Annotated in this window: 11 protein-coding genes; 6 read left to right on the top strand and 5 right to left on the bottom strand. The window is 37.4% G+C overall.

Annotated elements, in window-relative coordinates; all coding sequences use genetic code 11:
• The first annotated feature begins 350 nt into the window (after nt 1-350).
• A complete protein-coding gene (gene lexA, locus MT391_RS16300; protein WP_028867796.1) occupies nt 351-980 on the top strand; it encodes a transcriptional repressor LexA in 630 nt (209 codons plus the stop codon).
• Nucleotides 981-1,149: 169 nt separating this feature from the next.
• Entirely contained in the window at nt 1,150-1,821 is a 672-nt protein-coding gene (locus MT391_RS16295; RefSeq protein WP_240923756.1) for an SCO family protein, read from the top strand.
• Nucleotides 1,822-2,086: 265 nt separating this feature from the next.
• On the opposite strand, the gene MT391_RS16290 is transcribed toward MT391_RS16295, so the two are convergent.
• Nucleotides 2,087-2,572, bottom strand: coding sequence for a GNAT family N-acetyltransferase (locus tag MT391_RS16290; RefSeq protein WP_166373277.1), 486 nt, complete (start codon nt 2,570-2,572; stop codon nt 2,087-2,089).
• A 276-nt stretch (nt 2,573-2,848) separates the two neighbouring features.
• Between MT391_RS16290 and metA the strand changes: the two genes are divergently transcribed.
• Nucleotides 2,849-3,766 (top strand): homoserine O-acetyltransferase MetA, encoded by a 918-nt coding sequence (metA, locus tag MT391_RS16285; protein WP_166373279.1) that lies wholly within the window; start codon nt 2,849-2,851, stop codon nt 3,764-3,766.
• A gap of 875 nt (nt 3,767-4,641) precedes the next feature.
• Nucleotides 4,642-8,325 (top strand): methionine synthase, encoded by a 3,684-nt coding sequence (gene metH / locus MT391_RS16280; protein ID WP_499499031.1) that lies wholly within the window; start codon nt 4,642-4,644, stop codon nt 8,323-8,325.
• 54 nt (nt 8,326-8,379) lie between these two features.
• On the opposite strand, the gene MT391_RS16275 is transcribed toward metH, so the two are convergent.
• On the bottom strand, nt 8,380-9,000 hold the full coding sequence (locus tag MT391_RS16275; protein ID WP_499499048.1) for a LysE family translocator: 621 nt from the start codon (nt 8,998-9,000) through the stop codon (nt 8,380-8,382).
• 141 nt (nt 9,001-9,141) lie between these two features.
• Between MT391_RS16275 and MT391_RS16270 the strand changes: the two genes are divergently transcribed.
• Nucleotides 9,142-9,606, top strand: coding sequence for an Lrp/AsnC family transcriptional regulator (locus MT391_RS16270; RefSeq protein ID WP_499499029.1), 465 nt, complete (start codon nt 9,142-9,144; stop codon nt 9,604-9,606).
• A 156-nt stretch (nt 9,607-9,762) separates the two neighbouring features.
• Here MT391_RS16270 and MT391_RS16265 read toward each other — a convergent pair whose 3' ends face one another.
• The gene (locus tag MT391_RS16265) at nt 9,763-10,611 is read right to left on the bottom strand and encodes a LysR family transcriptional regulator (RefSeq protein ID WP_299666376.1); all 849 of its coding nucleotides are present in this window, start codon (nt 10,609-10,611) and stop codon (nt 9,763-9,765) included.
• A gap of 129 nt (nt 10,612-10,740) precedes the next feature.
• Between MT391_RS16265 and MT391_RS16260 the strand changes: the two genes are divergently transcribed.
• A complete protein-coding gene (locus tag MT391_RS16260; RefSeq protein ID WP_499499027.1) occupies nt 10,741-11,928 on the top strand; it encodes a YbfB/YjiJ family MFS transporter in 1,188 nt (395 codons plus the stop codon).
• A gap of 43 nt (nt 11,929-11,971) precedes the next feature.
• On the opposite strand, the gene tusA is transcribed toward MT391_RS16260, so the two are convergent.
• Both tusA and MT391_RS16250 read right to left on the bottom strand, forming a co-directional pair.
• Nucleotides 11,972-12,214, bottom strand: coding sequence for a sulfurtransferase TusA (gene tusA / locus MT391_RS16255; RefSeq protein WP_166373291.1), 243 nt, complete (start codon nt 12,212-12,214; stop codon nt 11,972-11,974).
• A gap of 347 nt (nt 12,215-12,561) precedes the next feature.
• Nucleotides 12,562-13,581, bottom strand: coding sequence for a hypothetical protein (locus tag MT391_RS16250; RefSeq protein WP_499441880.1), 1,020 nt, complete (start codon nt 13,579-13,581; stop codon nt 12,562-12,564).
• Between the last annotated feature and the right edge of the window lie 41 nt (nt 13,582-13,622).

The following is a 13,622-nucleotide window of genomic DNA, read 5'->3' as shown; positions in this document are numbered from 1 at the left end:
TCATGATAACTTCAACGTGCCGTCAAAAATCAGCTTGCCATTCAGTTTACTACCTTATGTAAATTGAATGGTGAGAGTCATAAATAAGCTTCATATATAGAGGCTTGTGGCTTTTTAATATTACTTTTAAGAGTACTTCAAATAATACTTCAAATAATACTTCGAACAGTACTTCCTTTAGCAACGTCTGAGTTTTTTAAATAGATTTAAAGTCATTAATCTATTCAAACTAATATTCACCGTATAAATTCCTATAAAAACCACGTGAAAGAGAAAACAGACCCTAGTAATTATCCATGTATAAATATACACTGTGTTTGTTTACAGTTTATTATTGCTTGGAGTTCATAATGAAAGAATTAACCAAACGCCAAGGCGAAGTCTTAGACGTTATTAAAGATCAGATTGCAAAAACTGGCATGCCTCCTACGCGTGTCGAATTAGCGAAAATACTTGGGTTTAAAAGCGCCAATGCAGCAGAAGAACATTTGAAAGCTTTAGCGCGTAAAGGTGCAATTGAAATATTGTCAGGCACCTCTCGTGGTATTCGTGTTGTTAGCGACCATAAAGATAATGAAATAGTGGCCGATGAAGGTTTACCTTTAATCGGAAAAGTCGCTGCTGGTGAACCTATTCTTGCTCAAGAGCATGTAGAAGCACATTACGATGTAGACCCCGCATTATTTCATCCCGCGGCAGATTTTTTACTGCGCGTTGAAGGCGAAAGCATGAAAGATATTGGTATTATGGATGGCGATTTATTAGCGGTGCATAAAACCCAAAATATAAACAATGGCCAAGTTGTTGTTGCGCGTGTTGAAGATAATGTCACCGTAAAACGTTTTTATCGCGACGGTAAGCAGATAACATTAAAAGCAGAGAATGCTTTATTTGACGCCATAAAGGTCGATTTAGAGTATCAATCTTTTGATATTGAAGGGATTGCGGTCGGTGTTATTCGTACTGCAGATTGGATGTAATTAACATTAAAAGCAGAGAATGCTTTATTTGACGCCATAAAGGTCGATTTAGAGTATCAATCTTTTGATATTGAAGGGATTGCGGTCGGTGTTATTCGTACTGCAGATTGGATGTAATTGGCAATTAGTGTTATTAATAACCATCTTCCAAACTTATAGTGTGAATTAAATGAAACGTTTAATAATAATTTTTAGTGCTCTGTTAATGATTTTATTTTTTATTATCGGTAGCACCCAATCTTTTCATTTAGTTCACAGTAAAACTACTACTAAAACTAGCACTAAAAATAGTGCCTTAGTGTTACAACAGACACGCCAGCCACTACCTGAATTTGCCTTTGAAAAAGCTGGGAAAGTCGCTTTTACAAACCAATCCTTAAAAGGTAAGTGGACCTTATTTTTTGTTGGTTATACTTATTGCCCCGACGTTTGTCCAACTACGTTAGCAGACCTAGACCGTATTTATCCAAGCTTAGCCAATGATCAAAATACAACCACACAAGTTGTATTTATTTCCGTTGACCCTAATCGAGATAAAGCAGAACAACTGGCAGATTATGTGCACTATTTTAATAAAGAATTTATTGGCGTAACCAGTACCCATAAACAACTTTGGCCATTTGTCACTCAATTAGGTTTAATTTATAGTTTGGTTGAAGAGGGCGAAACAGATGATTTTTATTTAGTTGACCATAGTGCTTCCATTGTTTTAATTAATCCCGAAGGTGAGTTTCATGCCACGTTTAAATCAACAATTAATGCACAGGGCATTAATCATGTTGATATGGATTTAATGGTTGAAGACATTAAAGCAATACAGGCTAACTACCAAAAGCGCTAATGTATTTAGTCAGCTTTTTGATCGCGACTAAATCAGTAGGGCTGTTTACCGTTTAGTTGATCAATCAGCTAAACAGTAGGTAACAGCAATTCCACTTAATAGCTGATCTATCTTGTTGATTAAACTGTATCACTTCTGCGTTAGACACTTTGCAAAGTGCTCAACCATATGATCCGTAACTAGATTGATTCATTTTTCTGTTCAATATCAGATCATATATTGAATGTAATTAACGCTATAAAAGCTATCTTTAGATGAGAGCCGTTTATAATTTTTTTGTCCAAAATAATGCACTACCAAACTCAGGATCAAGCTGATAATCAGAAAAGCCAAGACGCTGATAAGCTTTACAAGCAATGGCATTACCACTTAATACTTCTAACGTTATTTTGCAGCAATCTTGCTGTTTTGCGACTTCTTCAATTTTTTCAAATAAATGTTTAGTAAGGCCTTGGCCTCTAAAATCATTGTGTACGACAACATCATGAATATTAAATAATGGTTTACAGGCAAAAGTAGAGAAGCCTTCTATCGCTGTTAATAATGCAGCTGGATGGTTACCACTAAAAATTAAAACAATAAAAACATCATTTCTAGCAAGCAAGTTTGTGATTAAATTCTCTTTAGCAAAGTCACTCAAGTCTTCACCTCCACCCATTGGATCACAAGCATAATGCGACATTAAGCTTAAATAAGCCTGTGCATGTTGTGCATTATTTAAGTCCGCTACAACCGTTTGAATATTAAGCATTACTATTCCTTTTGTTTTTAATTATTGGTGTTTTTTTAGTCTAACTAATGTATCGAACTTATTCTACATAAAGTGAAGATAAGGTCGTGGAAGCATTAGCCGCACTAAAAATCGTGAAGGATCAACATAGAGAATAGTTAACTTTTGATAAGAAATAAGGTACTAAAAGTACAGGTGAAAAATAAATACAGGTGCTAAATTAGATTTAAGTATTTAAAAAAGTTATTTTAATGTTAGACTTCTAGATGTCTAAAAGGCCATTTTAAGGAAGTAATTATGCCAATTCGTATTCCAGATGATTTACCTGCATCAAGTATTTTAAAATCTGAAAATATTTTTACGATGTCAGAAACACGAGCTAGCCACCAGAACATTCGTCCTCTACGCGTTCTGATCCTTAATTTAATGCCTAAAAAAATTGAAACTGAAACGCAACTCATGCGTTTATTGTCTAATACACCCTTACAAGTTGATATTGAACTGTTACGAGTGGATGCCAGAGCAACACGAAATACGCCGCAAAAGCATTTAGATAAGTTCTACGGTGATTTTGAGCGGATCAAAAATCAAAAATGGGATGGCTTTATTATTACTGGTGCGCCACTAGGCACCATTCCATTTGAAAATGTATATTACTGGGAAAAGTTCACGGAAATAGTTAACTGGTCTCGCCATAACGTTACCTCAACGCTATTTTTATGTTGGGCTGCACAAGCCGCATTAAACATACTTTATGGGTTAGAGAAAGAGACCCGTGATGATAAGCTCTCTGGTATCTATTCACATCGAACGTCATATCATCATCACCCATTAGTAAGAGGGTTTGACGATGAATTTTGGGCTCCATTATCTCGTTATGCTGAATTTAATAGTCGCACCATTAAAGACAAAACAGATTTAACAGTATTTGCAGATGCACCTGATGCGGGAGTCTATCTTGCGGCAAGTCCTGATTGTCGTCAGGTTTATATCACTGGGCACCCTGAATACGATGCAAATACATTAAATAATGAATATTTACGAGACCTCGAAGAAGAGTTAGATCCGGTCATGCCGATTAACTATTATCCGAATGATGATGAGAATGAAATTCCACATGCAATTTGGCGTAGCCATGGAAATCTCTTATATAGCAATTGGTTAAATTACTGTGTTTATCAGGTAACGCCATACGATCTCAGTGACTTAATATAAATTTTGTAAATAATTTATAAAGATGAAAAGTAGTACTGGAAAAGGTAAAAAGCTCTCCTATAATTATTAGTAGCTAAGAGAGCTTAAGAGGAGTAAAGTCAAAGATAGGCAATGCTTCTGCGCAGTTAGCAGGTTGGTTATTCAGGAAGCCTAGTTGTTAAAAGCAGCTTCACAATTGCATTAAATGCACTTGACCAATTTAAGCATTTTCACGTTAACAAACATAAAACGGAGGTATAAGATTATTTTAAATTTTACTCGTACCAGTGTACTAAAACCGTATCAAAAACTGAGTTATTAATTTAAACACTCACCTACCCAACGGGGTAACTAGATACAGTTTTAGAAGTTAATACTGGTTGTATTCATTAATACAGGAGGATTAATTATTTTTACGTTTTATCATTTTATTGAAAGTGGGTGTCAGAGTTAGGAGTTTACATTAGTTAACTCATTGCCAACGGGCGTTTCTAACATTCACTTTTATCAAATTAGATAGTGGATTATTTGTAAAGTTTTACTAATATCAAGTGAGTTTTTATTATCGATATTAGTACCCCTTTTAATAGTCACAACTCAATTGTTCTTTATATTTTAAAGCGAGCTAAGCAGCTCGCTTTTTTTATATACAATTTTTACGGTTCGATTGAAATCTTCCGCTTTAAGCTAATCCGTTTTTTCTGCACAGCATAGATCACTCACCTAATATAATTGCTATTACTTTAGTGAATATATGACCTGTTTCAACCATCAAAAAATTCATAATTTATAACAGAATATTTCAAGATAGAAATGGCTTTGAAAGGTTATGAGTACAAGTTTTATGCTATTATTCACCCTCATTTTTTACTCAGAAAAAAGTAGCAGGGAACTCTATGTCGATAAGTGATCGTAGTGCATTAATTAAAGCACAGTTAGAAAAGCACATTCTTCTGATCGATGGTGGTATGGGAACCATGATCCAGGACCATAAATTTGAAGAAGCTGACTTTCGTGGCGAACGTTTTAAAGACTGGAAAAGCGACTTAAAAGGCAATAACGATCTATTAGTTTTAACGCAGCCAGAAGTAATTGCTAATATTCACCGTGAATATTTAGATGCGGGTGCAGACATTCTTGAAACCAATACATTTAACGCAACAACCATTGCTATGGCTGATTATGCGATGGAATCTATTTCTGCTGAAATCAATTATGAAGCCGCACGTATTGCGCGTCGTGTTGCCGATGAAAAAACCGATGAAACACCTGACCGTCCTCGTTTTGTCGCGGGTGTATTAGGTCCAACAAACCGCACTTGTTCAATCTCTCCTGATGTTAATGATCCTGCTTTTCGTAACGTTACTTTTGACGAACTGGTTGTTGCTTACATTGAATCGACTAAAGCCTTAATTAAAGGTGGTAGTGACTTAATTCTGATTGAAACTATCTTTGATACTTTAAACGCAAAAGCCGCTGTTTTTGCAGTTGAAACGGTATTCGAAGAGCTCGGTTATAAAATTCCTGTGATGATTTCCGGTACGATCACCGATGCATCGGGTCGTACATTATCAGGTCAAACAACAGAGGCCTTCTACAATTCATTGCGTCATGCTGAACCCCTAACATTCGGTTTAAACTGTGCTTTGGGCCCCGATGAGTTACGCCAATATGTGCAAGAAATGTCGCGTATCTCAGAAACTTATGTTTCTGCACATCCTAATGCCGGTTTGCCAAATGCCTTTGGTGAATATGACTTAGAAGCCGATGAAATGTCGGTGCATATTAAAGAGTGGGCTGAAAGTGGCTTTTTAAATTTAGTGGGCGGTTGTTGTGGTACAACGCCTGCGCATATTAAGGCGATGGCTGATGCCGTTGCGGGTATCAAACCGCGTGAATTACCAGAGATTGAAGTTGCTTGTCGTTTAAGTGGTTTAGAGGCATTAACTATTCGCTCTAGCTCACTTTTTCAAAATGTTGGTGAGCGAACAAACGTAACGGGTTCTGCCCGTTTTAAACGTTTAATTAAAGATGAATTATACGATGAAGCGCTTGAAGTCGCCTTGCATCAAGTAGAAGCAGGCGCAGATATTATCGATATTAATATGGATGAAGCGATGCTTGATTCATTATTTGCGATGAAGCGTTTCTTAAACCTATGTGCTTCTGAACCTGATATTTCACGTGTGCCAATCATGGTCGATTCTTCTAAATGGGAAATTTTAGAGGAAGGCCTTAAGTGTGTTCAAGGTAAAGGTATCGTTAACTCAATCAGTATGAAAGAGGGCGTTGATAACTTTATTCACCAAGCCAAATTGATTCGTCGTTATGGTTTTGCCGTAATTGTGATGGCCTTTGATGAAGATGGACAGGCAGATACACGCGAGCGTAAATATGAAATTTGTAAGCGTTCTTATGACATTTTAGTTAACCAAGTTGGCTTTCCACCGGAAGATATCATTTTTGACCCTAATATTTTTGCTATTGCCACGGGGATCGAAGAGCATAATAACTATGCTGTAGACTTTATTGAAGCAGTGAAAGATATTAAAGATAACTTACCTCATGCAATGATTTCTGGCGGTGTTTCAAACGTATCTTTCTCATTCCGTGGTAACAATCCTGTACGTGAAGCGATTCACGCTGTATTTCTTTATTACTGTATTCAAAACGGAATGGATATGGGGATCGTAAACGCTGCACAGCTTGCGATTTATGATGATATTCCCAAAGAATTAAAAGATGCCGTTGAAGATGTGGTGTTAAATAAACATGCTAATGGCACAGATGCTTTATTAGAACTTGCAGAAAAATATCGTGGTGATGGCGCTGAAAAAGCAGACGAGACCAAAGTATTAGAATGGCGTAGCCTGCCCGTTAATGAACGTATTGCACATGCATTAGTTAAAGGCATTACAGAATTTATTGAAGAAGATACTGAAATAGCACGTCAAAATGCCGATATGCCAATCGAAGTGATTGAAGGGCCATTGATGGATGGTATGAATATCGTTGGAGACCTGTTCGGCGAAGGTAAAATGTTCTTACCGCAAGTGGTTAAATCTGCGCGAGTAATGAAGCAAGCTGTTGCTTATTTAAATCCATTTATTGAAGAAACTAAAGCAGTGGGTGCGACCAACGGTAAAGTAGTGATGGCAACCGTAAAAGGAGATGTACACGATATTGGTAAAAATATCGTAGGTGTTATTTTACAATGTAATAACTATGAAATTATCGACTTAGGTGTAATGGTACCCACTGAGAAAATCATTAAAACTGCGTTAGCACATAATGCGGATCTGATCGGGTTATCTGGTTTAATCACTCCATCATTAGATGAAATGGTGTACGTAGCAAAAGAGATGCAACGCCAAGGATTAACGATTCCATTATTGATCGGCGGCGCAACCACGTCGAAGGCACATACGGCAGTTAAAATTGAACAAAATTACGATCAACCCGTGGTCTATGTATCGAATGCTTCTCGTGCAGTAGGTGTATGTCAAAAATTATTGAATCCAAAGCATAAACCTGAATTTGTTGAAAAATTGAATTTAGATTATGACCGCGTTCGATTACAGCATGCCAATAAACGCCCACGCAGTGCACCGATTGGTTTAACACAAGCACGTGCTAATGGTGCTAAATTAGATTGGGTAAATTACAAACCTACTGTGCCTAATCAATTGGGTGTGCAAGTAGTAAAAAATATGTCGATTAATGTATTACGTGACTATATCGATTGGACACCATTCTTCATGACGTGGGGATTGGCAGGTAAATATCCACGCATCTTAAAAGATGAAGTCGTAGGTGAAGAAGCGACACGCCTGTTTGCAGATGCACTCGCTATGTTAGACACGGTTGAAGCTGCCGGTGAAATTAGTGCATCGGGTATTGTGGGCATTTTCCCTGCAAATCGTGTTGACGATAATATTGAAATTTATAGCGATGAAACACGCACTGAAATCTTGCAAGTGAGTCATCAATTACGTCAACAAACAGAGAAAAAGCCACCCTTTGTGAATCACTCTTTAGCTGATTACATTGCACCTAAGTCATCAGGTGTCGCGGATTATATTGCAGCTTTTGCTGTAACAGGCGGGATTGGTGAGCGTGAAGTTGCTGAACGATATAAAGCAGATAATGACGATTATAATGCTATTTTAGTGCAAGCTGTTTGTGACCGTTTAGCTGAAGCTTTCGCTGAATATTTACATCAAAAAACGCGTAAAGAGTATTGGGGGTTTGCCGCAGATGAGACCTTAGACAACGACGATTTAATTCGTGAAAAATACCAAGGTATTCGTCCTGCTCCAGGTTATCCTGCATGCCCAGAACACAGTGAAAAAGCAGTGATTTGGGATTTAATGAATGTTGAGCAAGAAATTGGTATGGAATTAACATCAAGTTACGCCATGTACCCAGGTGCAGCTGTTTCGGGATGGATTTTCTCTCATCCTGAAAGTCGTTATTTTGCGATTGCTGGTATTCAACAGGATCAAGTAGAAGACTATGCACAACGCAAAGGGTGGGATTTACAAACCGCTGAGCGTTGGTTAGGGCCTAATATCGGTTAATATTTATAGATAGTGAACAATACCGGCAGTAATAGGCCGTATTGTTCATTATTGCTAAGTTAACATTAACCAAACTCCAACGCCGATCATTAAACTGCCTGATATACGGTTAATTAAACGTACATTTTCGGCACTAGCTAATAAATATTTCAACCCTTTACCACCTGCTGCATAGAGTGACATACAAATAAATTCAAAGGTCAAAATAATGGCCACAAGAATGACCATTTGTTGTGCTAAAGGCTGCTCATTATTGATAAATGGTGGCAACAGTGAAATCATAAAAGCCCAACCTTTTGGGTTGGCAATCGCAGTAATAAAACCTTGCATAAAAAGGGCTTTGTTATGCTGCTTTTTTGTGGAGTTATTTTCCGTACCAATTGCTAATTTCCCCTTTGATTGCAACATCATCACACCTAAGTACAAAAGATAGGTTGCTCCGATAAATTTAAAAATAGTAAATAGCCACGGATAGCTGCTAATTACCGAAGCCACTCCGATAATAGTCGCAGTAGCAACCAGCCCAATACCAATGATCTCACCTAACATCATCCATAAAGTACGTTTATAACCAATGCTCATCCCTAAACTTAAGGCTAATGTCATACACATTCCAGGGGTGATAGACACAAAAAAGAAGGTTGGAATAAAGACACCTAAAATCGCTAAACTCATCATTTTTCCTTTGTAATATAAATAGTAATAACAGGTATAAATGTAACGTGATAGCGATAAGAGTTTCCTAGCAAAATAACCTTGCTGGAATACGTTTAATGCAACTATAATTGCACTAAAATCCATAAAAGGCTGTAAATCATGCATGATGTACCATTAGATGGATATGATATTCGCATTCTGAACTTTTTATTAGAGGATAGCCAAATCCCTCGTTTGGAGCTGGCAGAGAAAGTGGGTTTATCTTCCTCACAGTGTTTTCGCCGCTTAAAAAGATTGGAAGAAGTTGGTATTATTGAGCGCTACGCAGCTGTTTTAAATAAAGAAAAAGCAGGCTTGGGGATCACCGCTTCTATTATGGTTCAATATAGAAAGAGTGAAGTAAACGCGCGAGAGAAAACCATTGAGTTAATTCAAGATACGTCGGAAATCTACGAATGTTATTCGATCACGGGTGAATATGACTTTATGTTGCGAGTACATTGTAAAAGAATGAATGAATTTAATGTTTTAGTGAATAAAACTTTCCAAACCAGTTTTATTTCAGGTTTGCACTCTTACATGTTGTTGTCTTGTTTTAAGAGCAAACAAAACCTAACGTTGTAAATAATTTTAACGCGGAATACGTAAGGTCATATAAAACCACCTCAAAAGGAAAAATTTGAACCACCAGTAAGGGGTTCTAAGGCATATCGTTTTATTGTAAAACTCGACAGCTTTATCCATATCGCCAATCATCAAGGCTGAACTGTAGTGATACAGTTATTTAGCGTAGCTAGTATCGGTTAGCAGTTTTGCTAGCGTCAAAATACCGGATTCTAAAGGGCTATCTTTACGATAAACAATCGACAACTGCACATATGATGGACCATGGCTGACCGGTGTCATGACAAGTGATTTTTCATAGCGACTGCCAACCACCATGTTTTTGCCAATAATGGTGTAACCTAACCCCGCTGCGACACAACCTAAAATACCGTCTGCACTGCTCATTAACATTAGCTCATCGTTATCTCGTTCTGCCTCCAATCGCCACATAATTGCGTGTTTTCTATAACCGCAGCCTGGATCACGAACAAATAGCACTGGGTCATATTCACTATCTAGTGGGGTCACCATTATTAGTTCTTCCTTCACAACAGGAATCACAACAAGCTTCTCATGTTGAGGTGCATTACCAATAGCGGCACAATCAACTTTATTATTAAGCACAGAAAAAACCAGTTTATCGCTGGTATCAGTATAAATTTTAGTTCTGATTTGAGGGTGATTTTGCTTCAGCTTTTTAAGGGCCAGCGGCATATGAACAGCTGCGAAGGTTTCTGGCATACCGACCCTTAATTCGTAATTTTCTTTATTACGTAAAATGACGGTGGTGGCTTCATATTCTAGCTGTAGAATTTGATCTGCATAGTTGTAAAGTGCTTGACCGCTTAGTGTTAAATGTAGTTTCCGACCAATGATATTAAACAGTTTTGTATCTAACTCTGTTTCAAGTTTTTTAATTCTATTAGTAATATTGGACTGAACCGTATGTAGTTTATCAGCGGCACCTTTAATTCCTTCTTCATCAACAACTGCTTTAAAGGTTCTTAGGGTCAAAATTTCCATATTAGTCCTCATACTTAAATAATAAATAGTTCTTATAATAAGAAGTATTTATTCTAAATAATTCAATTTTTAAGATTAACAGGTTGGCGTATGCTGTGTTGATAATTTTCACAATAAAGAGTCATGACAATGTTAATGGAGTTAACAAAAGTTCGTGTATATTTCGCTGGTATCTGTAGTTTAATTGTTACCGTTGGCGTGGCTCGATTTTCATATAGTCTTTTATTACCGATAATGCAGGATGGTGCAGGCTTAACTGAGATTGGTGGAAGCTGGTTAGCGACGACTAATTTTATGGGCTACATGTTCGGTGTTTTATTGGCTGCTAACCTGCATAATCTCCACTACAAATATAATTTACATCGAATTTATCTGATATTAAGTGTTGTTACTTCTGCTTTGATGGTGATCACAACCGACATCGTTATTTGGTCTGTATTACGTTTTATTGCTGGTGTCTGTGCTTCAGGCGGTTTTATTATTGCATCTGGTTTGATATTAAAATGGTTAGTTAAAAATAATCATCGTGCTGAGTTAGGTGTTCACTTTTCTGGTGCTGGAGTCAGTATTATTGTGACATCGTTATTGGTGGAAATGATGGTTGTTATGTCTGCTGACTGGCAGCAGCAATGGCTCGCATTAACTGTGATGGCGGTAATATTCTCTATTCCAGCTTGGTTATGGATACCCCATCCCTTTGTCGATGGTCAAATAGACAGTGACATTAAAGATAACCCTCCTACTAAAACCTTCAAATCACTAATGATGTTGGCTTATTTTTGTGCCGGGTACGGTTATGTTGTTAGCTCTACTTTCATTGTTGATATTGTCGAGGATATTGAAGGTTTACAAGGGCTGGGGGGATTTGCTTTTCTATTGGTTGGCGTTGCCGCCATGCCTGCCCCTTTTATATGGGATCGAATTGCACGCGGTACTGGTTATCTTAAAGCATTAATTGCGGCATATATTCTACAGGCGATAGGGATCCTGCTTCCTGTATTTAGTGATAGTGCTGCTGTTATTATATTAAGCGTTCTGTTGTTCGGAGGTACTTTTATCGCTTGTGTTAGCCTCGTGCTGACCATGGCTGGTAAGTTTTATCCAAGTAATCCTGCTAAGTTCATGGGGACAATGACCTTAGCTTATGGTGCTGCACAAATTATTGCACCTATCTCTACTGGATACCTTACCGAAGCTTTTGGTAGCTATGATATTGGACTATCTGTATCTGCTGCTGTAGTGATAGTTGGGGCACTATTTTTGTATAGGTTGTTAAATAATAAAATTAATGTCGAAGCGAGGGTGCTTGTTAATTAATATATTTATTAATTAAGGCATTTGTTAATTAGCTCGCTGTTTATTACTTCAATCCTTTTTTGATCAGATAGCGGTAAGGCAGTGTTTCAATTTGCGCTTCTACTAATTGATGCTCCATAAAGCGACAAAAACTTGGGATGTCACGGGTTGTTGCTGGATCATCGGCAATAATTTCTAATAAATCACCCGCTTCTAATTTACGGACCGTTTTCCTGATCACCATAACCGGTTCAGGGCAGCGTAAACCTAATGCATCAAGTTGTTGTATAACTGTATTTTCTGTCATCTTGTTACCGAATACTAATCAAAACGTAATATTAACATATCCACTATTACCTAAACCACTATAAAAATCGATGTCATCAGTGGGCTATAAACATAAGACGATGAAGATGAAACTAATAGGAAAGAACGTTATTTTAGAGATCGAGTAACTAAGGTTAGTATTTAATGGATATCTAATTGACGTAAAATGACATGTAATTGGCATCTAATCGGTAGTTAAAGCCAAAGTTACAGCCAATAAAAACGCAGAGCATCAAAGTTACAGTTAACCTAAATGCTCCCGTTGTCGTTTATACATAAATAAACTAAGTGAGCGTTTTCTTATTGCTGCTTACTCAATAAAGTAAATTATTGAGTAACGCTGGTTCTTAGTAAAATTTTATTATCTAAACTTAAATTTGAAGACCAAATGAATTGAGCATCATTCATCTTGCTATTAAGAGTGTCATCAAAAATATCAGTGAAATTTGTGTATGATTTTTTATTGTCTACGCCCACTGTCTCGTTACTAAATACAGTCGCTGATGGCCACTGACTATCATCATAACCTTGTTTTTCCCAACCCGTTGGCATAGCCCAATGTACGCCATAAAGTATTGAAGCATCGTCAGTGCCTTCAATAGTACAACCAGTCGATAAGCGGGAATGACCTGATTCAGATAAACAGCTTAAATCTGAAATAGGAGCCGTATAGTAAGTTTGTGCTTTCCAGTTGTTGTCAGTAATTGCTACAACCTTATCATTGTTATCTTTAAATACTGCGACAAAACCACCATCACCTGGGTGCGCCTTACGACCACGATTATCTTCGGTACCTGTTCCTAAATTTTCCTCCCAATCAACCGCTAATATTGCAATATCGAAAGGTTTATTCACTCTAAACTGAACAATATTCGAGTTAAATTGCGTAAAAGGGACTGGGTCTTTGCCGACAGCAACACCATTTATATACATTTCAAAGTAGTTATCTGCAAAGATGTAAGCGGTGATCACTTCGCCATCAGCGTCAACTTCTATAATGTCTGTGTCATTTAATGCTGCGGTAGCGGCTTTACCATTAGGGTATTGATCGCCATAGTCATTATATAAATCAGCAGCAAAGGGCATTGCATCATTTGTATAGTTTACAACGGCAGGTACTGTCCACGTTGTTGCACCATCAATGCTCTTAATCGATCCGATAGCAGCCACTCGGCCACCTTGTGTAAAAAGATTCGTGACGGTGGACTCTGCTATACCATAGGTAAGGGAGCCAGAGCCTTTGTAATCACTTGCTTTTGTGGTAACTGAGTTGCTCTCAGCGTGGCTATTACAGCCCTGTAAAAATAAAGTTAAATATACAAAAGTGCATGCTAAAGGGTATTTCATAACTTAAACCTTTCTAATATTAGTACATCTCATGAGTAAAC

Origin of the sequence: Vibrio sp. 1-Bac 57 (assembly GCF_037546855.1) — a bacterium.
Classification (GTDB): Bacteria; Pseudomonadota; Gammaproteobacteria; order Enterobacterales; family Psychromonadaceae; genus Psychromonas.
The sequence above is the reverse complement of the archived record's forward strand: the minus strand, read 5'-3'. Positions and strand labels throughout refer to the sequence as shown.

Coding starts and splice junctions, on each gene's coding strand:
- metH (WP_499499031.1), top strand. CDS start 4,642: ATGTCGATAAGTGATCGTAGTGCATTAATTAAAGCACAGTTAGAAAAG.
- metA (WP_166373279.1), top strand. CDS start 2,849: ATGCCAATTCGTATTCCAGATGATTTACCTGCATCAAGTATTTTAAAA.
- MT391_RS16265 (WP_299666376.1), bottom strand. CDS start 10,611: ATGGAAATTTTGACCCTAAGAACCTTTAAAGCAGTTGTTGATGAAGAA.
- MT391_RS16290 (WP_166373277.1), bottom strand. CDS start 2,572: ATGCTTAATATTCAAACGGTTGTAGCGGACTTAAATAATGCACAACAT.
- MT391_RS16270 (WP_499499029.1), top strand. CDS start 9,142: ATGCATGATGTACCATTAGATGGATATGATATTCGCATTCTGAACTTT.
- MT391_RS16250 (WP_499441880.1), bottom strand. CDS start 13,581: ATGAAATACCCTTTAGCATGCACTTTTGTATATTTAACTTTATTTTTA.
- tusA (WP_166373291.1), bottom strand. CDS start 12,214: ATGACAGAAAATACAGTTATACAACAACTTGATGCATTAGGTTTACGC.
- MT391_RS16295 (WP_240923756.1), top strand. CDS start 1,150: ATGAAACGTTTAATAATAATTTTTAGTGCTCTGTTAATGATTTTATTT.
- lexA (WP_028867796.1), top strand. CDS start 351: ATGAAAGAATTAACCAAACGCCAAGGCGAAGTCTTAGACGTTATTAAA.
- MT391_RS16260 (WP_499499027.1), top strand. CDS start 10,741: ATGTTAATGGAGTTAACAAAAGTTCGTGTATATTTCGCTGGTATCTGT.
- MT391_RS16275 (WP_499499048.1), bottom strand. CDS start 9,000: ATGAGTTTAGCGATTTTAGGTGTCTTTATTCCAACCTTCTTTTTTGTG.